We start from the raw sequence: 19,847 nt of genomic DNA, 5'->3' as shown, positions 1-19,847 counted from the left end.
CATGAACGAGCACGACAACGCCCCCGCCGAGCGCTGGCCGGCGGAACGGTTCCGGCAGTTACGGCAGCAGGCCGACCCGGACATCGACAAGATCGTGGCCGGCTACCTGGAGACCAGGCCCGAAGGGGAGAACGCGCTGTCCCTGCTGCGCGCGGTCGTGGTGGAGCTCGGCCGGGCCAAGCGGGAGGCGCGGGCGCCCTCGGGCGAGACCGGCCCCTCGGCCATCTTCGACGCCATCGACTTCGACAAGGACCTGCCCGAGTGGGGCCAGGACGCCGAGCTGCTGGCCCGCGGCCAGGCCGTCTTCTCCGACTACGGGCTGTACCAGTCGGTCGCGCTGTTCTGCAAGTGCCTGCCCATGGCCTACGTCGAGATCTCCAGCGCCAAGGTGCTGGCCGGCGTGTCCGACCTGGCGACGCACAGCCTCACCCGCCGGGTCGCCGAGACCGGCCAGATGCTGGTGGACGTCATGGGCCTGAAGGCCACCGACAGCCTGCGGCCGGGCCGTCCCGGGCACACGACGGCGATCGGACTGCGCATCCTGCACTCGTTCGTGCGCGCGCTGGCCACCGAGCACTTCGGCGACGACTGGGACACCGCCAGGTTCGGCCCGCCGGTCAACCAGGAACTGCTGCTGGCCACCATCTTCGACTTCTCGGTCGTCACGTGGGAGGCTCTGGAGAGCATGGGGGTGCGCCTCAGCGACGACGACAAGGCCGCCCACCTGTACACGTGGAGCGTCTTCGGCCACCTCATGGGCGTCGAGGCGTGCCGCGACCGGCCGCTCACCCTCGACGACGTGCCGCCGGTCAGCGAACGGCTCGGCCGCCTGTACGAGTCGAGCGACGAGGGCCGCAGGCTGATGGCCGTGCTGCTGGCGGAGATGGAGGAGTTCATGCACCTGGGCTGGCGCAAGCTGCCGCGCAGCCTGGTGCACTGGGTCTTCCGCGACGCCCGCTACAACGCCGCCCAGGTCCCGGCGCTGCTCGACGTGCCGCCGCCGGCGTGGTGGTTCAACGCGCTGTTCGCCGCGGCCAGGGCCGGCAACCGGTACGGCCGCCTGATGGGCCCGGTCGACGCGGTGGTGCGCTGGCTGGTGCGCCGGGCGGGCAAGCACATCGTCATCGCCATGATCGACCGCTACTCGGGCGGCCACGCCGCCTTCCAGATCCCCGAGGAGCTGGCCGCCCAGTGGCGCGTCCGGCAGTCGAAGACGGCGCGCCGCACGCGCAGGCTCCGCCACAGCGTCCGCAAGGGCGTGCGGAAGGGCGTGGGCAAGACGGCCAGGGCCCCCGTGCGGAAGGAGGGACCACCCGCGTGAGCACCCCGCACGAGCCGGGCACGCTGACCACGGCCACCATCCTGTTCACCGACGTGGTCAGCTCCACAGCCCTGCGGATCAGGCTGGGCGAGGAACGCGCGAACGTCGTCTTCCGCCGGCTCTACCAGCTCCTGCACTCGGTGGTGACGGCCAGCGGCTCGACGTTCACCAAGAGCCTGGGCGACGGGCTGATGGCGGTGTTCGGCTCGGCCACGGCCGGGCTCGACGCGGTCATCGCCGTCGAGCAGGCCGTCGCGGCCGAGAACGAGCGGGCGCTGGAGAAGATCTCGATCAGGGCCGCGCTGGCGGCGGGCGACGTGTGCTGGGGCGCCGACGACGTCGGCGGGCTGCCCACGGTCGAGGCGGCCCGGCTGGTCGCGGTGGCCGAGGGCGGCCAGGTGCTCTGCACCGACCTGGTGCGCCGGCTGGCCCAGGGCCGCAGCCGGCACGAGTTCAAAGACCTGGGCCGGCTGCCGGGCAAGGGCCTGCGGGAGCCGATGCACACCTACGAGCTCCACTGGCAGAGCGCCGACAACCAGCACGCCGGCGGGCTGGCGCCCTGGCTGGACAGCGGGCACGTGCTGCCGTTCGTCGGCCGGGACGAGGAGCTGCGGGCGCTGGAGGAGGAGCTGGGGGCGGCCGAGTTCGGCAGCGGGCTGGTGATCCTGCAGGGCGATCCGGGGGTCGGCAAGACCCGGCTGGCCTCGGTCGTGGCGCGGCGGGCGCTCAAGCGGCAGTTCACCGTGCTGGCGGGGCGGTGCACCGATCCGGCGCGGCAGGCGTACGAGCCGATCGCCGGGGCGGTCGAGCGGCTGGCCCGCACCTCGCCGGCGCTGTTGTTGCGGGCCGGGGTCGACCAGCAGTGCGGGCAGCTCGTCCGGCTGGCGCCCTCGCTGGCCGCTCCCCCGCTGTCGCTGGCCGTCCCGCCCGCCACCGAGCCGGTCTCCGAGCGTTACCACCTGATGGCCGCGGCCCGCACGCTCATCGAGCGCCTGGCCACCGTGCGGCCGGTGCTGCTGGTGATCGACGACCTGCAGTGGGCGACGCTGGAGTCGCTGCAGATGCTGCACTCCCTGATGTGGGACGCCGACTCGCTGCCGCTGCTGATCCTGGCCACCTCGCGCCCGGTGCCCGTCGAGTCGGCGATGCCCGAGCTGCACAAGCTGACCGCCGGCGGCCGCCTGGTGCAGGTCTCCTCCTTCGGCATGGACGAGGTCAGCCGGGCCCTGTCGGAGGTGCGCAGCGACGGCGACCCCGAGCTGCTGTACCGGATCACCGGCGGGAACGCGTTCCTGGTCACCGAGGTGGCCAGGGAGCTGGCGGCGGGCGCCGACCTCGACGCGCTGACCGTCCCCGACTCGGTCACCCGCATGGTCCGGGCGCGTCTGGCGCAGCTCCACCCCGACGCCCGCGACCTGGTCAGCCTGCTGGCCGTGGGCGAGCGCATGGAGTCGGCCGCGCTGCGCCTGGGCCTCGGCCTGGACGAGGCGCGCTTCGTCGCCGCCGTCGAGGAGGCCATGGGCGCGGGCCTGGTGACCATGGCCGACGGCGGCCAGTGCCAGTTCTCCCACGAGCTGACCCGTACCGCCCTGTACGCCACGCTGTCGGCCCCCCGCGCCGGGCTGCTGCACGGCCGGGTCGCCGACGCCCTGTGCCAGGCCGACCCGCAGGCCATGGAGTCGCGCCCGTACGTCGTGGCCACCCATCTGCTGGCCGCCGCCGAGCACGGCCGCGACCCGCGCCGGACGGCCGAGGCCGCCGAGGCGGGCGTGCAGGCGGCCCGCCACGCGCTGGCCGGGCTGGCCCACCGCGAGGCGGTCACCTGGTACCAGCGGGTGCTCGGCCTGCTGGCGGACTTCCCCGGCGCCTCCCCGGAACGGCGTGCCGAGCTGCTGATGGACTGCGGCCGGGCGATGTGGCTGGCCGGGCACCCGGAGGCGCGCGAGACCCTGCACCAGGCCGCCGAGCTGGCCAGGGAGTGCGGGCGCGACGACCTGATCGTGGTGGCCGCGCTCGGCGGCGACCGCGGCTTCTCCAGCATCTCCGCCGCCCCCGACCAGCGCCGCATCGCGCTGCTGACCGAGGCGCGCAAGCTGGTCGACTCGACCGACCTCAGCACCCGGGCGCTGCTGGCCGCCCTGCTCGCCTCCGAGCTGATCTGGGCGCCCGACGGCGAGCGGCGCTTCGCGCTGAGCGACGAGGCGGTGGCGCTGGCCCGCAAGTCGGGCGACCCGCGCACGCTGGCCAGCGTGCTCGGCATGCGCAGCCTGACGATCATCCCGGCCGACCCGCTGCACCAGCGCCACCGCGACGGCGACGAGATGCTGGAGGCGGCCCGCCGCACGGGCGACGACCTGGCGCTGTTCCACGCCTACGTCCAGCGCACCCCGCCGGTGCTGGACAGCGGCGACACCGCGCGCGCCGCGACGCTGCTCGACCAGGCCGACGAGCTGGCCCGCCGGCTGGCCCAGCCGCAGCTCAACTGGCTGATCGGCTACTCCAGGGCGGGCCTGACGCTCATGCAGGGCGACCTGGCCCAGGCCGAGACCGAGGCGCTGTCGGCCATGCGGCTCGGCACCGAGATCGGCCGCCGCCTGGAGGCCGTGGCCATCTACTCCGAGCAGATCTCCGAGATCCGCCGGCTGCAGGGCCGGTTGTGGGAGCTGCGCGACCGGCTGCGCCGCGCCGCCCAGGCGCCGCGCGTCGACCCGGTGCACGCCGTGCTGCGCTACCTGTGCGAGATGGGCGACGAGGAGGCCGGGCCGCTGCTCGACCGCATCCTGGCCGACCGCGGCGGCGTGCCGCCGCGCAACATGGCCCACCGGCCCGCCCTGGACAACCTGGCCGTGGCCGCCGCGCATCTGCGCCGTCCCGAGCTGGCCGAACGGCTGTACGCGTCGCTGGCCGCCGACGGCGAGACGTTCGGCCACGGCACGGTCGCCCACCATTGCGGCCACCACTACCTGGCCCACCTGTGCGTGACGATGGGCGACCCGGCGCGGGCGAGCGAGCACTTCGAGGCCGCCGCCGAGGTGCACGAACGCAGCGGCGTGCCGCTCATGCTGGCCGAGTCGCTGCTCGACTGGGCCGACCTGCTCGACACCGCCGACGTCGGCGGCCCCCGGCCGGCCGCGCTGCGCGAGTGGTGCGCCTCCCTGCTGCCGGGCCGCGGCGCGCTCCTGCTCGACCGGCGGCTGCCCGCGCACCCCGTTTAACCTGCGGCGACATCGGGCAACCCGGCACGGGGGGCGCGATGAAGAGGTACGGGGTGCACGGATGGCCGGGGGATTTCCACCGATCGGGGCGTACGCGTTCCTGTCGGACTGCCACACGGCGGCACTGGTCGCGCCCGGCGGGGCGGTGGAGTGGATGTGCGCGCCGCGCTTCGACGGCCCGAGCGTGTTCGCGCGCATCCTCGACCGGCGGCTCGGCGGGGCGTGGGAGTTCGACGTGGCCGGCGCGCGGGTCGAGGAGCGCGGCTACGTCGAGGAGACGCTGGTGCTGCGCACCCGCTGGGTCGGCCGCGACTGCGAGGTCGTGGTGCACGACTTCTTCGCCACGTCGCCGCCGGGGACGGGCGGCAGCGGCGTGGTGCCCGTCCGGCTGCTGGTGCGGTGGGCCCGGTGCGAGCGGGGGCGGGCGGTCGTGCGCTCGCGGGTGCTGGCCAGGCCCGACTACGCCACCCGCGAGGCCCGCTGGACGCCGCGCGACGGCGTGCTGGCCGAGGAGTCCGGCCTGCTGCTGACCGGTATGGCAGGGGTGACGGAAGGGGTGGCCGACGGGCCGACGGCACGGCCGATGGCCGAGACCACGCTCGGCGCGGGCGAGTCGTGGGCGGTCGCGCTCGACTACGCGGGTCAGGGGCACGCGCCCGTCGGCGATCCGGAGCGGCTGCTGGCCGACACCGTGCGGTCGTGGCGGTCGTGGTCGTCGCGGTCGGCCTACGACGGGGTGGGGGCGCGGCAGGTGCGGCACAGCGCGGTCGTGCTGCGCGGGCTGCTGTTCGACGAGAGCGGCGGGCTGCTCGCGGCGCCCACGACGTCGCTGCCGGAATGGCTCGGCGGGCAGCGCAACTGGGACTACCGCTACGTGTGGCACCGCGACGCCGCGCTCATGGTGCTGGCGCTGCTGCGCCTGGGCCATCGCGAGGAGGCGGGCCGCTACCTGACGTTCCTGCTCGGCCAGTGCGCGATCCACGAGGGCGATCTGCCGCCGGTGTTCGGCGTCGGCGGCGGGCCGGTCGCCGACGAGACCGTCCTCGGCCATCTGGAGGGGTACGCGGGCTCGCGTCCGGTGCGCATCGGCAACGGCGCCGCGGGTCAGCACCAGCTCGACGGTTACGGTCACATCCTGGACGCGGCCATGGCCTACCACGGCGTGACCGGCGAGCTGAGCGGCGGCCCGGTGTTGTGGCGGCTGGTGGAGCGGGCCCGCGAGCGGTGGCGGGAGCCGGACGCCGGCATCTGGGAGGTGCGCGGCGGCGAACGTCACTGGACCTACTCCAAGCTGTACGCCTGGGTCTGCTTCGACCGCGCGGTCCGGCTGGCGGAGGCGACCGGCGAGCCCGGCCTGCCCCTGGCGCAGTGGCGGGCCGAGCGCGCGGCCGTCCGCGCCGAGCTGCTGGAGCGCGGCTACAACGCCGACGTCGGCGCCTTCACCCAGTCCTACGGGTCCGACCAGGCCGACGGCTCGCTGCTGCGGCTGCCGCTGCTCGGCTTCCTGGACGGCGACGACCCCCGCGTGCTCGGCACCCTCGACCACATCCAGGCCCGCCTGGGCGAGGGCGGCGCGCTCGTGCACCGCTACGACCCCGAGACCACCCGCGACGGCGTGGACGGGCCGGAGGGGGCGTTCCTGATGTGCTCGTTCGAGATGGTCTCGGCGCTGGTGCTGGCCGGCCGGACGGCCGAGGCCCGCGACCGGTTCGAGACGCTGTGCGCGCGGGCCGAGCCGCTCGGGCTGTTCGCCGAGGAGATGACCGGCGACGGGCACATGGCGGGGAACTACCCGCAGGCGTTCACGCATCTGGCGCTGATCGAGGCGGCGCTCAACCTCGACGCCTCCGGCACCGTCGACGCCCTGCACGACTGGGCCGAACACGGCGGCTGACCCGGCGCCTGCGGGGCCCGCGGAAGCCTTCGGCGGGCGGCTGCTAGGGTGCGGCGGGTGAGCGGTCGCGCGGTACTCGTCACGGGAGCGTCCAGGGGCATCGGCAGGGCGGTGGCGATCGCGTTCGCCGCCCAGGGTGACCGGGTCGCGGTCCACCATCGCGACTCGGCGCGGGCGGCCGAGGGCGTGCTCGGCGAGCTGGCCGGCTCGGGGCACGTCGTCGTCCAGGCCGATCTGGCCGACCCCGAGGGCGTGCGGCGCATGGCCGACGAGGCGGCGGGGGCGCTGGGCCGGCTCGACGTCCTGGTCAACAACGCGGGCGTCTACCATCTCCACCCCATCACCACGACGTCGTACGAGGAGTGGCAGGCCGCCTGGCGCCAGGCGTTCGAGGTGAACCTGATGGGCCCGGCCAACCTGGCCTGGTGCGCCCTGCGCCACATGCGCGCCGGCGGCCGCATCGTGAACGTCAGCTCCCGCGGCGCCTTCCGCGGCGAGCCCGACGCCCCCGGTTACGGGGCCAGCAAGGCGGGCCTGAACGCGATGAGCCAGTCGCTGGCCGTCGCCCTCGCCCCGCACGGCATCGCGGTCGCCGCCGTGGCCCCCGGCTTCGTGGCGACGGACATGACCACCGAACACCTCAAACCGCCCGCGGGGGACGCGATCCGCGCGCAGAGCCCGTTCGGCCGGGTCGGGGAGGCGGACGAGATCGCCTCCGCCGTGCTCTACCTGGCCTCACCGGCGGCCGAATGGGCCAGCGGCACCGTCCTCGACCTCAACGGCGCCTCCTACCTTCGTTAACGCCCGGAAATATCGGAAACCCTCCATTTTTCGGCCTGGCCGGGTAGCTTGCCGCACGGAGATTCCCGAAGACCGAGAGGACGACCGGTTTCGATGAAAACGCGCAAGCACATCGCACGGCTCATCGTCGGCGCGGGCACGCTGGCGGCGGTGGTCGCCGTGAGCGGCGGGGTGGCCCAGGCCGCCGGACCGTACCCGTACGCGGGGGCGGACGACGTCGGCCGCCGGCTGACGGTGTGCGCGGACGACCTGATGGTCCGCGACTTCGTCGGCACCCTCCACCGGGGCCAGACCTTCACCGTCAAGGGCTTCGACGGCGCCTACAAGGAATGGGTGTACGGCTTCGCCTACGGCGACGTCAACGCCAACGGCTGGGTCGAGAACGGCTGGTTCTGCGACGCCTGACGGCCCCGCGTACACCCCGGCCCGTGACCAGCAACGCCCTGGTCACGGGCCTTTTGCGGCGCCGGTCCGTACGGCGCGGTAGCGCGGCACTACATCCGTCGTCGTAGACGCGGCCGGCATTTGATCCCGCTGGGGTAGCGGCAGATGAGTCCGCCGGTGGGACGCCACGGAGCCCCGGCCGGACGACGATTACCAGACATGAGAACCCGAGTCAGGTACCTCCAGGGCGCCGCGCTGCCGGCGACCGGGCTGCTCGCGGGCGCGTTCGGATACGGCGCCGCCAACGTGGTGCCCACGTTCGGCGCCGTGCCGCTGGATGTGCGCCTGACCTTCCACACCACGATGATGAAGGTCAACGAGCCGGTCATGCAGAGCGCGATGCCCCTGGCCATCCTGACCACCTTCGGGCTGGCGCTCGCCGGTCGCGACCTGCCGCGCCGGCCGGCTTCCGGCGCCGCCGCGCCGGCCGCCTTCGTGCTGGTCGTCGTCGCCGCGGTCGCCGCCCGTCCCTCGACCTCGTCCCGTTAGGAGAACCGTCATGTTCCTGCGTATCGCGCTCGCCGCGCAGACCGTCGCCCTGCTGCTGCAGGCCGTCACCGCCGGGCTGCTGCTCAGCTCGCCGGGCGGCCGGGCCGCCCACAGCGCCACGGCGCTGGCCGTCGCGGCCACCGTGCTGCTGTACCTGGTCGCCGCGGTGATGACCAAGCAGCGGGCGGCCATCCTGGCCGCCGTCGGCATGCTGGTGGCGACGCTGGTCCAGATGGCGCTGGGCATGGCGCACGTGAAGGGCGTGCACGTGCCGCTCGGCGTGCTGATGTTCGGCGGCAGCATGGTGCAGACCGCGCGGGTCTGGTCCGCCGGCCGCCTCCGGACGACGTCGGCATGACCGGCATGACCGGCATGACCAGGCGGCAGGCGCTGCGGCTGCTCGGCGTGGGCGCGGCGCTGGGCGTCTCGGGCGTCTCGGGCTGCTCGCTGCTGACCCGCACGCCGCTGCCCCAGCTGATGACCAGCCAGGCGCCGCTGCCCGCGCCGTACGCCGTGCCGCTCCCGCGGCCCGCCGTGGCCAGACCGGCCAGGACGGACGCGGGCGCCGACTACTACGAACTCCTCCAGCGCCCGGCCGAGGTGGAGATCCTGCCGGGCCTGCGCACCCCGGTCTGGGGGTACGACGGGCAGTTCCCCGGCCCCACCATCCGGGCGCGCTCCGGCCGCCGGACCGTCGTGCGCGTCGGCAACCGCCTGCCCGCTCCGACGGTCACCCACCTGCACGGCGGGCACACCCCGCCCGAGTCCGACGGCTTCCCCACCGACCTGGTGCAGCCGGGCGCGCACCGCGACCACGTCTTCCCGCTGGAGCAGCGCGCGGCCACGCTGTGGTACCACGACCACCGTATGGACCACACCGGGCCGCAGGTCTGGCGCGGCCTGGCCGGCTTCTTCATCGTGGACGACGACGAGCAGGACCGGCTGCCGCTCCCGTCCGGCGATCGGGACGTGCCGCTGCTGATCTGCGACCGCGCCTTCCAGGCCGACGGGACGATGCCCTACCCCGGCAGGCAGGACGGCCCCGGCGCCCGCGAGGCGTTCATGGGCGGCGTGCTGGGGGACGTCATCCTGGTCAACGGCGCGCCCTGGCCGCGGCTCGGCGTGGACCGCGCCCGCCACCGGCTGCGGCTGCTCAACGCCTCCAACGCCCGCACGTACGAGCTGGCCCTGTCGCCCGGCGGCACCCTGACCCAGATCGGCAGCGACGGCGGCCTGCTGGCGGCGCCGCGTCCGCTCCAGCGCATACGGCTGGCGCCCGGGGAACGCGCGGACGTGATCGTGGACTTCGCCGCGTACCGGGTCGGCGACCACGTCGAGCTGCGCAACCTGCTCGGGGAAGGGCCACAGGCCCGGGTGATGCGGTTCACCGTCGAGCGCGACGCCCGCGACGACTCGGCGATCCCCAAGGTCCTGTCCACCGTCGAACGCCTCGACCCCGCCGCGGCCGCGGTGACCCGCGACTTCGAGTTCAGCAGCGGCGACCTGCGCGGCCACACCGGCTGGCTGATCAACGGCAAGCCCTTCGACGTGCGCCGCGTCGATGCCCGGCCCAAGCTCGGCCAGGTCGAGATCTGGCGGGTGACCAGCGACGTCGCCCACCCCGTGCACCTGCACCTGGCGCCCTTCCAGGTGCTCTCGGTCGGCGGCGAACGGCCGGACGGCCCGCCGGAGTGGAAGGACACCGTCGAGCTGCGGGAGGCGCAGACCGTGGAGATCATCACCCGCTTCACCGGCTACCGAGGCCGGTACGTCCTGCACTGCCACAACCTCGAACACGAGGACATGGCCATGATGAGCACCTTCGAGGTGGTCTGACCCCGGGCCGCTCGCCCGGTCGCGCTAGCGGGGGTCGCGGGCGCGCCAGGCGACGTAGTCGGCGACCGCCGCGGCCAGGTCGAAGGCCGGCTCGAAGCCGGTGTCGCGGGTGAGCCGGACGATGTCGAGGCAGGGGTCGTCCCCGTCAGGGCCGGATCGTCCGGGCAGGAGGCCGGGCCGGGAGCCGGGGACGGCCGCCCGTACGGCGTCGGCCAGGTCGCGGTTGGTGAACGGCCGGCCGCTGGAGACGTTGTAGACGGTGTGCGGCAGGGCTCGCGCGGTCATCAGCAGGGCGATCGCGCGCCCGGCGTCGGGCGCGTAGCAGGTGTCGCCGCCGTCGCCGGCGTGCAGCGGCGGCGGCCGCTCGCCCCGCAGGGCGGCGCCGACGTACGGCGGGATGTGGTTGAACGGCGACTCCGGGTCCATGAGCGGCCCCCACACGCTGCCGATCCTGAGCACGACCGGCTGGACCCCGCTGCCCTGGAGGCCGTGCGTGGTCAGGGGCTCGGCGGCCTTCTTGAGGGCGACGATCGGGTGCGGCAGGTCCGCGGCGGGCAGCGGCAGCTCCTCGTGCCACCGGGTCTCCGGCCGCCCGGCGTAGACGCCCAGGCTGCTCGCGACGGCGAACCTGCGCACGCCCCTGGTCCGCGCCACCTCCAGCGCGTTGAGCAGGCCGGTGGTGTCCGCGCGGAAGAAGTCCACCGGGTCCGCGCCGGGGATGCCGCCGGCCAGGTGGACGATGTCGCCGACGTCGTGGCGGGCGGCCAGGGCCAGGAAGGCGTCCCGGTCGGTGACGTCCAGCGGCTCCACGGCGACCCGGCCGGCCAGGAACGAGGGGACCTCGGCCCGGCGGTGCGCGGTGACGACGACCCGGCGTCCGAGGTCGGCGAGCGCGCGGGCGGTGTGCGCGCCGATCATGCCGAGCCCTCCGGTGACGAGGATCATCGGGCCACCTCGTAGCGCAGGTGGGTCACGCCCGGCGCGGGCACGGCCTCGACCAGGCGCAGGCGTACGTGCTCCGGCAGCTCACCGAAGAACGGCCGGCCGCCGCCGAGCAGGACGGGCACCTGGTGCAGGACGACCTCGTCGACCAGGCCCGCCCGCAGCGCCTCGGTGACCACGCCGCCGCCCATGAGGCCGACGTCCTTGCCGCCGGCGGCCTCGCGGGCGGCGGCGATCGCGTCGTGGACGCCGGTGGTGACCAGCGTCTGGCGGCCGGTGATCTCCGGCGCCGGGCGGTGGCTGAGGACGATCAGCCGGACGCCCGGGTGGGGGCTGCCGCCGCCGAAGTGGTCGGAGTCGTCGTAGGTGCGGCGTCCGGCGACGATCGCGCCGACGCGGGCGGCCAGGGCGTCGAAGAGCCGGGCGCTGGGCGCGCTCAGCTTGAACCCGTCGAAGACCTGGCTGGGGGTGTCGCCGTCGAAGTACCAGTCGAACAGCATGGACGCGTCGCCGAGGCCGCGCCCGGCGCCGGGGTCGCGGCCGGTGATGAAGCCGTCGACCGACACCGCGTGGGCGCAGATGACCTTGCTCATCGGAGTGTTCCCTTCCGGAGTGCTCAGGCTTCGAGGCCCCCTTCCCCGAGAGGATCCGAAGGGGGCACGAAGTCGCCGTCGCCGGAAAGTCTCCGCCGCGCCGCCGTCCGACCGGCAGATGCGGAAGTGGACGATCGGCGATGACGAACGTCATCGCCGATCGGGGGCGCCCGGTCCGTACCGGGAGAACCCGCCCACGCGGTCACTCCCCCGCCAGCACCTCCGCGCCGAACTTCACGAAATAGGCGGCGGTCTCGGCGTCGGCCGGGTAGTACGACTCGATCGAGATCTCGTCCAGCGTGATGTCCATCGGGGTGCCGAACGTGGTGGTGGTCGAGAACAGCCGCAGTTCGACGTCGCCGAACCGGAAGATCATCGGGACGGTGACCTCCGACCCGGCCGACCGGCCCGCCTCCTCGAAGCCCGGCGCGAGCAGCTCCTCGTAGATCGCCTGCAGCTCGGCGTCGGGGGCGACGGCGAGCTGGCGTGAGATCCTGGCCCGGAGCACCGCACGCACCTCGGGCAGGTTGACGATCCGGGGAGCGAGCCCGCCGCGCTCCAGCCCCAGCCGGACGATGTTGACCGGCGCACGCAGCAGGTGGGGCGCGACGTCCGCGAGGAACGGGTCGATGGCCCGGTTGCTCATCACGATGTTCCACCGGCGGTCGAGGACGACCGCCGGGTACGGCTCGTGGGCGCGCAGCACCCGCGCGATCGCCTCCCCGGCCGTCGACAGCGCGTCCCCGGTGAGCGGCTGCTCGGCGTACCGGGGGGCGAAGCCGGCGGCGAGCAGCAGCCGGTTGCGCTCCCGCAGCGGTACGTCCAGCCGGCCGGCCAGCCGCAGGATCATCTCGGCGCTCGGGTTGGACTTACCGGTCTCCACCAGGCTCACGTGCCGGGCCGAGACGCCGGCGGCGTTGGCGAGATCGAGCTGGCTGAGCCGCCGGCGGTGCCGCCATTGCCGCAACATGTCCCCGACTGTCCGCATGGCCGCCGAGACTACTGGACGTCCGCCATGAAATCCCTTTTCATCGACATCCCCGGCAGGGCCGGCCAGAGTGTCCCCCATGACGAACGACAACAAGGCCATCGTGCAGCGCGCGCTGACGGAACTGATCGGGACGGGCGACGTCGACGCGCTCGCGCCCCTGCTGAGCGACGACTTCCGCCACCACCGGCCCGGTTCGGCGGCCTCGACCAAGACGGAATGGCTCGGCGCCGTGCGTGCCGCGCTCGTCCCGCTGGCCGGCATGCGCGTGGAGATCGACCACGTGCTGGCCGACGGCGACCACGTCGTGATGCACTCGCGCCGCCAGGCGCCGGACGGCGGCCCGGAGATCGTGGTCGTGGACATCTGGCGCCTGGACGGCGGCCGCATCGCCGAGGCGTGGGAGATCATCGAACCGGTGTCCCAGGCCGCCGCCAACCTGACCTGGTGGGATCCGCCCGTCCGCTGACGTGCGCCTCGTACCGGCCGGTCAGCCGGTCAGCCGGTACGGCGGAGGGCGCGGCGCACGGCCAGGCCGCCGAGGGCAATTTCCGTGGGGGCATAAAGCCTGTAACACCTAACCCCTATGGGTGTATAGGTAGAAGGTGACCCGCCGATACCCCCAAGGCTGGAAAGGCGTCGCCATGCCGAAGATCAACGTGTACCTTCCCGACGAGCTGGCCGAGGCGGTCAAGGCCGCCGGCGTCCCGGTGTCGGCGATCTGCCAGCGCGCGCTGGAGCAGGCGGTGCGCAGGATCACCGCCATCCGCCAGACCGCCCTCGGCGAACTGGACGCCGGCGACCTGGCCGAACGGCTGCCGCGCTTCACCGACCGCGCCCGCACGGTCGTCAAGCTGGCCATCGACCGGGCCCGCGCCGACGCGGCGCCGGCCGTCGGCACCGGGCACCTGCTGGCCGGGATGCTGGCCGAGGGGCAGAACCTGGCGCTGCACGTGCTCAGAGCGGTCGACATCGACCCCGCCCAGGTCCAGCGCGACCTGGACCGGCGGCCGGCCGGCGAGGAAGGCGGGGCCGGCGGGAACCCGGTGGTGCACTTCAGCGACGCCGCCGCCGGCGCCCTCGAACTGACGGTCACCGAGGCGACCGCGATGGGCCACAACTACGTCGGCTGCGAACACCTGCTGCTGGGGCTGATCACCGAGCCCGACGGCACCGCCGGCCAGGTCCTGCGGGCGCTGGGCGCCGAGTCCCGCCTGGTCCGCCGGGCCGTGACGGCGGCCCTGGCCGGCTACGTGCACCTGCGCGCCCAGACGTCGGCCGCCGGCGATCCGGCGCAGGCGCTGGCCGTGGCGGTGCGGCAGCAGTTGCAGCCGCTCATCGAGCGCATCGAACGGCTGGAGCAGAACCTGGGCTCCGCGTCCGAGCCGCGGTGACCAGGGCCGTGGACACGCCGATCCGCCGGCGGCGAGCCCCGTCACGCCTCGCCCGCACCCTGATCAGCTGCGCGGCCGTCGCCGTCTTCTGGCTGCTGATCCTGCCGCCGCTCCTCCTCGACGGCCGGTGAGGCGTGCGCGCTAGCCCTGGAGCCGCATGAGCTGCCACTGCGCGAACGAACTGACCTCCTCGTCCTTCACCCTGGCGGCGAGCCGCAGCAACGCCGCGTCGTCCTCGGCCATGCGCGTCGCGATCGCCGCGGCGAACAGGCGGGCCACCGGGTCGTCGCCCTCCAACGCGGCGACGACCTCGCCCGGGTCGGGGTCCTCGGTGTCGGCGGCGACCAGCCCGGCCGCGAGCCGTCCGACCTCGGGGTCGGCCAGCCGGGACAGCCCCGCCATGAGCTGTTCGGTCGAGGCCATCGCCAGGAAGTGCAGGACCTTCCACCGGATGGCGGTGTCGGACGTCCGGCTCAGGGCGAGGGTCTGGGCGATGACGCCGGCGTGCCGCTCGTCCGCGGCGAGCAGCACGAACTCGACGGCGAAGAACCGCACCTGGGTCCGCGGGTGGGCCAGCAGGGCGGGGACCTCGTCCAGCAGCGGCTCGGCCGGCTCGCCCAGCTCCGACAGCAGCCAGGCGCCGGTCTGCACGGCGTCGTCGTCGCCGCTGCGCAGCAGGACGCGCAGGTTCTCGACGGGATAGCCGTCGAACAGCTCGTTGAGCAGGTCGTTGGCGGCCTGGCCGCGGGCCTCGTCGTCGGCGGGGCGGGCGAGGATGCGCGCCATCAGGTCGTCGCCCGTCTGTGTCTGCATGTGGTGCTATTTCCCCTCGTTGGCCTTGCGCTCAAGGTCGCTCAGGAGCTTCTGCTCCTGCTCCAGCCGGGCGGCGTGCCCGGAGTCCTTGCCGAGCCGGGCCTCGTTCATCTTCCGCGTGAGGATGCTGTCCTTGACCTCGGCCGCCGCCTGCCTGGCCTGCTCCGGTGTCATCTTGCTGACGTCGTTGCTGTTGGGCAACCTGCCGTGCATCCGCTGCGCGGCGTTGTCGAAGCTCGCCGAGGCGTTCGGGTCGTAGCCGCCGCCCTTCCCGCCCTTGCCTCCGCCGCCGCCCCCGCCGCGCCTGCGCCGGATCTGGAGCATGCCGTCGCGGGCGTGCGGCCGCTTCTCCATCTCCTTCATGATGCGGCGCATGGTCTCGGTCACCCGGCCGCTCAGCACCGGGGCCAGCCCCCTGGCGGTGCCCTCGGCGCCTTCGAGCGCCACCTTGCCCACGGCGTGGCGGGTCATCTGCATGCGGGCGAGGGCGATCATGCCGCCCGCGGCGCCGCCGAACAGCAGCGCCTGGGTGGCGGCGGTCAGTCCGTACGCGGCCTGCGTGCCCACGGCCAGCTTGACCGCGCTGACCACGTTCGCGGTGCCGTCGAGGACGGCCGGCGCGACCTTCGCCGCCGAGGCGGCCTGGGAGATGTGGCCGCCGCCGTCGCCGACCTGGTTCCAGTGGCCGGCCAGGTGCGTGGCCGAGTCGCCCTGGTAGGACTGCCCCGCGTTGCGGACCGACTCGTCGGCCGCGGCGCCCTGGGCCGACGACGCGGCCAGGACGACCCGCCAGTCGTCGGCCTCAAGACGCCACTCGTCCTCGTTGTCGTTCGGCCAGGGGAAACCGATGAGGTTGAGGAAGCCCGCCACGTGCGGGTCGAGTGTCACCGCCATGCGGGGCTCTCGAAGCTCTCGACGGTGGCGCTCTCCGCCGCCCGGGTGTTCCTCGCCACCATGCGCAGCCCCTCGCCGGTCTCGGCGATCTGCCCGCCGATCCCCGTCAGCGCGTCGAGCGAGGTCTGCAGGCATTCGTTGTAGGTGGCGATGATGGTGGCGAACAGCCCCTCGCCGCCGAAGGTCCGGGCGCCGCTCCCCCGCTGCCGCAGCCGCGTGACCGCGGCGTCGTAGTTCGCCCCATGGTCGGTGACGTACGCGCCGTCACGACCCACCGCCCCCGCGGCGATCTCAAATCCCGTCATGCCCAGAAAGCATATCCAGTCAATTCCGGCACAGAGGTTTACCTCTACACTGAACGTTCACGTGACTGACTGTCGGGGGTTCGACATGCGTTCACCGGCTCCTGAGGACGACGCCGAGTACCTGCACGAGTACGTCGCCCAGAGCCGCCGCGCCATCCGGGCGCTGCACGACGCGCGGGCGTCCATCGGCCGGGTGGAGGGCCGCGCGGAGAGCGACGACGGGCTGGTCGAGGCGTTCGCCGACGGCAACGGCGTCCCCACCCGCCTGCGCATCGACCCGCGGGCGCTGCGCCTGGACGAGGCCGCGCTCGGCAGGAAGACCGCCGAGGTGCTGCGGGCCGCGCAGGACGACGCCGCACGGCAGGCGCGGGAGATCGCCGACGGGGTGCGGGACGCCACCGCCGCCGTCCCCGCGCCGTTGGACGAGACCTTCGTGCGCGCGCGGGTCGAGCAGGCACTCAACGACCTTTACTAGGAGGCGAAGCGTGTTCGGGCCGGAGATCGACCCCGCCAACATCAGCGAACGCGAGCTCGACGAGGCCGCCCGCCGGGGCGAGCGCATGCTGGCCTGGCTGGAGTCGGCGCAGGAGGACTTGCGGGCCGTCATCGGCACCGGCGAAGGGCCGTCGGGCCGCGTGCGGGTGACCGTCGACGCCGACGGACGCGTCCTCGACGTCCGCTACGACCAGCGCGCCCTGCGGCTGGGCGGCCACGACCTGGCCGAGGAGACGCTCGCGGCGGTACGGGCGGCCGCCGCCGACGTCCAGCGGCGCACCCACGACCTCATGCGCGAGGCCGTCCCCGGCTACGACCCCGACCGGACGCAGGCCGAGCTGGAACGGCTGCTCGGCGCCGAGTGGGCGTGAACCCGCACGCCTGGGAACCTCACTGTGCGGCGGCCCGGCCCCCGGCGCGCGAACGCCAGAGCAGCCACACGAAGTACGGCGTGCCGAGCAGCGAGGTGACCAGCCCGGCCGGCACCTGGGCGGGCGCGATCACGGTACGGCCCAGCGTGTCGGCCAGGCTCACCAGCACCGCCCCGAGAAGCGCCGCCGCGGGCAGGAGCCGCACATGCCTGCCGCCGACCAGCGCGCGGGCCGCGTGCGGGGCGACGAGCCCGACGAACCCCACCACGCCGACGGCCGAGACCGCGGTGGAGGTGACGAGCACGGCGCCGCCCAGCGCGAGCAGCCGCACGGGTTCCAGCGGCACCCCGAGCACCCGGGGCGTGTCCTCGTCCAGCGCGAGCAGGTCGAGGTCGCGCCGCAGCCACAGAGCGAGCGGGAGGAAGAGCGCGAGCGCCACGGCGACCGGCAGGAGCTGGGCCGGAACCCGCCCGTAGGTGGAACCGGAGAGCCAGGTGAGCGCCTTGGCGGTGTTCCACGGGTCGGACTTGACGATGATCAGCACGGTGACCGCGTTGAACAGCGCGTGCGCGCCGATGCCCATGAGCACGAGCCGGTCGGAGCTGAGCCCGCCGCGCCAGGCCAGCAGATGGACCAGGGCGAAGGCGGCGAGCGCGCCGACCCCGGCCGCGCCGGACACCACGGCGATCCCGGCCATGGGCACGAGCGTGAGCGTCGCGACGGCCGCCGCGCCGGCGCCCGCGGTGATGCCGAGCACGCCCGGCTCGGCCAGCGGGTTGCGGGAGACGGCCTGGAAAACCGCGCCGGAGACGGCGAGCGCCGCACCGGCCAGGACCGCCGCCGCGACGCGCGGCCAGCGCTGGTCGAGCACGTACGTCAGCGCCCTGCCGGTCCTGCCCCGCAGCCAGTTGGCGACGTCGCCGAGCAACAACCAGGTGTCGCCGCCGAGCAGGCCCAGCACGACGGCGAGGACCAGCAGCGCCGTACCGGACAGCAGGATCACCGCGAAGGCGGCGCGGCCGGGGTCGGCGGTGCGGACGGTCGGCGGCCGCCGGGCCGGACCGGCGTCGCGGTGCCGGCGGGCCAGCCACATGAGCACGCCCGCGCCCAGCATCGCGGTCACCACGCCCGGCGGCACGTCCACCCCGGCCTGCGCGCCGAGCACGAACCGCAGCGCGACGTCGGCGGCGAGCAGGACGACCACGCCGGCCAGCGCCGAGAGCGGCACCAGGACGCGATGCCGGCCCAGCTCGGGCAGCCGCCGGGCCAGCAGGCGGACGACGACCGGCGCGCACAGCCCCACGAAGCCGACGGGCCCGGCCACGGTGACCGCGGCGGCCGAGAGCAGGACGGCGAGCACGACGACGGTCAGCCGCAACCGCCGGACGTCGACGCCCAGCACCGAGGCGGTGTCGTCGCCCAGGCCGAGGATGTCGAGGCGGGAGCCGAGGGCGACGGCCGCCCCGACCGCCACCACGATCACCGGGGCCATCTGGGTGACGCCACCGAGGTCGCTCTGCACGAGCGAGCCGCTGCCCCAGGCGAACAGGCCGGTGTTCTCCTCCTGGAAGAGGATCATGAGCAGGGTGGTCGCCGACTGCAGGGCCAGCGCGGTCGCGGAGCCGGCCAGGATCAGCCTGGTGGTGCCGGTCCTGCCGCCCGCCGACAGGGCGAGCACCAGAGCGGCCGCGGCCAGGCCGCCGAGGAAGGACAGGCCGCCGGACAGGAAGGCCGGCAGGCTCAGCCCGAAGGTGGCGGCCAGCACGACCGCCAGGTACGCGCCGTTGCTGACGGCGAGGGTGTCGGGCGAGGCCAGCGGGTTGCGCGCGACCGACTGCAGCAGCGCGCCCGCCGCGCCGAGCGCGACGCCGACGCTGACCGCCGCCAGCAGCCGCGGCAGCCGGGAGGCGACCAGCACGTTCATCGCCTGCTCGTCGAGGGCGAACAGGTCGGTGTCGGAGGTGCCCTGCGTCAGGTGCAGCGCGGCGAGGGCCGCGATGACGGCCAGGGCCACCAGGAAGGCCCCCGCGACGCCGAGCCTGCGCAGCGGCGTCGCGGGGGCCTCGACTGCGGTGATCACCCGGCGTAGGCCTTCACCAGGGCGTCGGCGTACTGCCGGCACGACAGGGGGCCGCCGAAGGTCCAGATGCCGTCGGGCAGTTTGGTGATCTGGTTCCGCTTGACGAAGCTCAGCGACTTCCACAGGGAGTTGCCCGCCAGGCCGGCGAAGACGTCCACGCCGTCGGAGGCGTTGTAGAAGAAGCGCAGGTTCTCGTCCTTGACCGCGGTCATGCCCTCGACGTCGGTGCTGCCGAGGCCCCACTGCTCGTCGACCTGGCCGGTCCAGGCGTTGGCGAGGCCGAGCCGCTCGGCCACGTCGGAGACCAGGGCGCCCTTGCCGAACGGGCGGATGGAGATCTTGCTGCCGTCCTTCCAGCCGTCGGCCATCATGAACTTCTGCCCGGCCGAGCCGGAGGCGGCGATCCTGGCCCTGCCGTCGGCCATGGCGGCGTCGAAGTCGGCCATCACCTTGGTCGCCTGCTCCGTCCTGCCGACGGCGGTGGCGAGCAGGGTGAGGTCGTCGCGCATGCGGGTGAGGTTCGCGGCGGCGTCGCTGCCCTTGGCGACGATGACCGGGGCGATCTTCTCCAGCTGGCCGATGAGGGCGGAGTCGTCGGACTCCATGACGACGAGGTCCGGCTGGAGGGCGGCGATGGAGTCGACGCTCGGCTCCTGGCGGGTGCCGACGTCCTTGACGGAGGCGTCGAGCGGGGCCGCGGTGACCCAGATGCCGTACCCCTTGACGTCGGCCGCGCCGACCGGCTGGACCCCGAGTGCCACCAGCATCTCGACCTCCCCCCATTCCAGGCCGACGACGCGGGTCGCGGGCCTGTCGAGGGTGACCCGCTTGCCCCGGGCGTCGGTCACGGTGATCGGGGCCGCGGCGCCCGCCGACGGCTCCCGGGCCGCGGGGGCGGCGGGGGGCTCCGTCGTGCCGCAGGCGGTCAGCAGCAACATGGCGGCCATGACCGCCGGGAGGGAACGCATGGGG

The 19,847-nt window shown here is 74.2% G+C and carries 21 protein-coding genes; 13 read left to right on the top strand and 8 right to left on the bottom strand.

What is annotated here, in order from left to right; all coding sequences use genetic code 11:
- Position 1 precedes the first annotated feature (1 nt).
- The 8 genes from AB0C33_RS10335 to AB0C33_RS10300 all read left to right on the top strand — a co-directional run bounded on the left by AB0C33_RS10335 (position 2) and on the right by AB0C33_RS10300 (position 10,000).
- On the top strand, positions 2 to 1,321 hold the full coding sequence (locus AB0C33_RS10335) for an oxygenase MpaB family protein (protein WP_358285689.1): 1,320 nt from the start codon (positions 2 to 4) through the stop codon (positions 1,319 to 1,321).
- A complete protein-coding gene (locus tag AB0C33_RS10330; RefSeq protein ID WP_358285687.1) occupies positions 1,318 to 4,536 on the top strand; it encodes an AAA family ATPase in 3,219 nt (1,072 codons plus the stop codon). Before AB0C33_RS10335 ends, AB0C33_RS10330 begins: the two co-directional genes overlap by 4 nt.
- Positions 4,537 to 4,597: 61 nt before the next feature.
- Positions 4,598 to 6,430 carry a glycoside hydrolase family 15 protein gene (locus AB0C33_RS10325; protein WP_358285685.1) on the top strand — a complete coding sequence of 611 codons (1,833 nt, stop codon included), beginning with the start codon at positions 4,598 to 4,600 and terminating at the stop codon, positions 6,428 to 6,430.
- A gap of 57 nt (positions 6,431 to 6,487) precedes the next feature.
- A complete protein-coding gene (locus AB0C33_RS10320) occupies positions 6,488 to 7,231 on the top strand; it encodes an SDR family oxidoreductase (RefSeq protein ID WP_358285683.1) in 744 nt (247 codons plus the stop codon).
- A gap of 93 nt (positions 7,232 to 7,324) precedes the next feature.
- A complete protein-coding gene (locus AB0C33_RS10315) occupies positions 7,325 to 7,636 on the top strand; it encodes a hypothetical protein (protein WP_358285681.1) in 312 nt (103 codons plus the stop codon).
- Positions 7,637 to 7,834: 198 nt separating this feature from the next.
- Positions 7,835 to 8,164, top strand: a complete 330-nt coding sequence (locus AB0C33_RS10310) for a hypothetical protein (RefSeq protein WP_358285679.1) — start codon at positions 7,835 to 7,837, stop codon at positions 8,162 to 8,164.
- Positions 8,165 to 8,174: 10 nt separating this feature from the next.
- Entirely contained in the window at positions 8,175 to 8,522 is a 348-nt protein-coding gene (locus tag AB0C33_RS10305; protein ID WP_358285677.1) for a hypothetical protein, read from the top strand.
- On the top strand, positions 8,519 to 10,000 hold the full coding sequence (locus tag AB0C33_RS10300; RefSeq protein WP_358285675.1) for a multicopper oxidase family protein: 1,482 nt from the start codon (positions 8,519 to 8,521) through the stop codon (positions 9,998 to 10,000). Before AB0C33_RS10305 ends, AB0C33_RS10300 begins: the two co-directional genes overlap by 4 nt.
- 24 nt (positions 10,001 to 10,024) lie before the next feature.
- Here AB0C33_RS10300 and AB0C33_RS10295 read toward each other — a convergent pair whose 3' ends face one another.
- From AB0C33_RS10295 to AB0C33_RS10285, 3 genes are all read right to left on the bottom strand, one after another.
- Positions 10,025 to 10,945: an NAD(P)-dependent oxidoreductase gene (locus AB0C33_RS10295; RefSeq protein WP_358285672.1), complete on the bottom strand. Its 921-nt coding sequence runs from the start codon at positions 10,943 to 10,945 to the stop codon at positions 10,025 to 10,027.
- On the bottom strand, positions 10,942 to 11,535 hold the full coding sequence (locus tag AB0C33_RS10290; protein ID WP_358285670.1) for a dihydrofolate reductase family protein: 594 nt from the start codon (positions 11,533 to 11,535) through the stop codon (positions 10,942 to 10,944). The genes AB0C33_RS10295 and AB0C33_RS10290 overlap by 4 nt, the downstream gene beginning before the upstream one ends.
- 202 nt (positions 11,536 to 11,737) lie before the next feature.
- Positions 11,738 to 12,523, bottom strand: a complete 786-nt coding sequence (locus AB0C33_RS10285) for a helix-turn-helix transcriptional regulator (RefSeq protein ID WP_358285668.1) — start codon at positions 12,521 to 12,523, stop codon at positions 11,738 to 11,740.
- 79 nt (positions 12,524 to 12,602) lie between these two features.
- On the opposite strand from AB0C33_RS10285, the gene AB0C33_RS10280 reads away from it, so the two are divergent.
- From AB0C33_RS10280 to AB0C33_RS10270, 3 genes are all read left to right on the top strand, one after another.
- A complete protein-coding gene (locus tag AB0C33_RS10280; protein WP_358285666.1) occupies positions 12,603 to 12,992 on the top strand; it encodes a nuclear transport factor 2 family protein in 390 nt (129 codons plus the stop codon).
- Positions 12,993 to 13,167: 175 nt separating this feature from the next.
- Positions 13,168 to 13,917, top strand: a complete 750-nt coding sequence (locus AB0C33_RS10275) for a Clp protease N-terminal domain-containing protein (RefSeq protein ID WP_358285664.1) — start codon at positions 13,168 to 13,170, stop codon at positions 13,915 to 13,917.
- Between the two features lie 8 nt (positions 13,918 to 13,925).
- Entirely contained in the window at positions 13,926 to 14,048 is a 123-nt protein-coding gene (locus AB0C33_RS10270; RefSeq protein ID WP_358285662.1) for a hypothetical protein, read from the top strand.
- A 10-nt stretch (positions 14,049 to 14,058) separates the two neighbouring features.
- On the opposite strand, the gene AB0C33_RS10265 is transcribed toward AB0C33_RS10270, so the two are convergent.
- From AB0C33_RS10265 to AB0C33_RS10255, 3 genes are read right to left on the bottom strand one after another with little or no spacing between them, the layout of a single operon-like run.
- Complete coding sequence (locus AB0C33_RS10265) at positions 14,059 to 14,730, bottom strand: hypothetical protein (RefSeq protein WP_358285659.1); 672 nt, start codon at positions 14,728 to 14,730, stop codon at positions 14,059 to 14,061.
- A gap of 6 nt (positions 14,731 to 14,736) precedes the next feature.
- Positions 14,737 to 15,624, bottom strand: a complete 888-nt coding sequence (locus tag AB0C33_RS10260) for a hypothetical protein (RefSeq protein ID WP_358285656.1) — start codon at positions 15,622 to 15,624, stop codon at positions 14,737 to 14,739.
- Positions 15,615 to 15,929: a hypothetical protein gene (locus AB0C33_RS10255; protein WP_358285653.1), complete on the bottom strand. Its 315-nt coding sequence runs from the start codon at positions 15,927 to 15,929 to the stop codon at positions 15,615 to 15,617. Before AB0C33_RS10255 ends, AB0C33_RS10260 begins: the two co-directional genes overlap by 10 nt.
- A gap of 61 nt (positions 15,930 to 15,990) precedes the next feature.
- Here AB0C33_RS10255 and AB0C33_RS10250 point away from each other — a divergent pair, with 61 nt between their 5' ends.
- Positions 15,991 to 16,404, top strand: a complete 414-nt coding sequence (locus tag AB0C33_RS10250; protein ID WP_358285651.1) for a YbaB/EbfC family nucleoid-associated protein — start codon at positions 15,991 to 15,993, stop codon at positions 16,402 to 16,404.
- Between the two features lie 10 nt (positions 16,405 to 16,414).
- Positions 16,415 to 16,795, top strand: a complete 381-nt coding sequence (locus AB0C33_RS10245; protein ID WP_358285649.1) for a YbaB/EbfC family nucleoid-associated protein — start codon at positions 16,415 to 16,417, stop codon at positions 16,793 to 16,795.
- 19 nt (positions 16,796 to 16,814) lie between these two features.
- Here AB0C33_RS10245 and AB0C33_RS10240 read toward each other — a convergent pair whose 3' ends face one another.
- Positions 16,815 to 18,875 carry an iron ABC transporter permease gene (locus tag AB0C33_RS10240; RefSeq protein WP_358285647.1) on the bottom strand — a complete coding sequence of 687 codons (2,061 nt, stop codon included), beginning with the start codon at positions 18,873 to 18,875 and terminating at the stop codon, positions 16,815 to 16,817.
- Positions 18,872 to 19,843 (bottom strand): iron-siderophore ABC transporter substrate-binding protein, encoded by a 972-nt coding sequence (locus tag AB0C33_RS10235; RefSeq protein ID WP_358285645.1) that lies wholly within the window; start codon positions 19,841 to 19,843, stop codon positions 18,872 to 18,874. Before AB0C33_RS10235 ends, AB0C33_RS10240 begins: the two co-directional genes overlap by 4 nt.
- Positions 19,844 to 19,847: the final 4 nt, after the last annotated feature.

Origin of the sequence: Nonomuraea sp. NPDC048881, from assembly GCF_040649795.1 — a bacterium.
In the GTDB taxonomy this organism is placed as follows: Bacteria; Actinomycetota; Actinomycetes; order Streptosporangiales; family Streptosporangiaceae; genus Nonomuraea.
This window is presented reverse-complemented; position numbering and strand designations above follow the sequence as displayed.